The organism is Komagataeibacter intermedius TF2 (genome assembly GCF_000964425.1).
In the GTDB taxonomy this organism is placed as follows: domain Bacteria; phylum Pseudomonadota; class Alphaproteobacteria; order Acetobacterales; family Acetobacteraceae; genus Komagataeibacter; species Komagataeibacter intermedius.
This window is the reverse complement of the sequence record NZ_BANF01000289.1, coordinates 1-355: the sequence shown is the minus strand read 5'-3', so window position 1 is coordinate 355 and position 355 is coordinate 1. Positions and strand designations below refer to the sequence as shown.

Below are 355 nucleotides of genomic sequence, written 5' to 3'. Positions count from 1 at the left end.
AAGCGGGTCCGGCGGCTCATGGCGATCATGAACCTGCGGGCGATCTACCAGAAGCCGCGCACGACCGTGCCCCATCCGGAACATCGGAAATATCCATATCTGCTACGGGATCTGGTCATCAATCGGCCTGACCAGGTCTGGTGTTCCGATATCACATATATTCCCATGAAACGGGGATTTCTCTATCTCGTGGCGATCATGGACTGGTTCACGCGCAAGGTCCTGTCCTGGCGTCTGTCGAACACGATGGACGTGGAGTTCTGTATCGAGGCGCTACAGGATGCCCTCATGCGCTATGACGCCCCGGACATTTTCAATACTGACCAGGGGTCGCAATTTACGACACCCCGTTTCA

At 55.8% G+C, this 355-nt stretch carries 1 protein-coding gene; it reads left to right on the top strand.

From position 1 onward, the window contains the following. The coding region (locus tag B7449_RS17135) for a DDE-type integrase/transposase/recombinase (RefSeq protein ID WP_048883902.1) at positions 1-355 on the top strand (355 nt) is incomplete at both ends.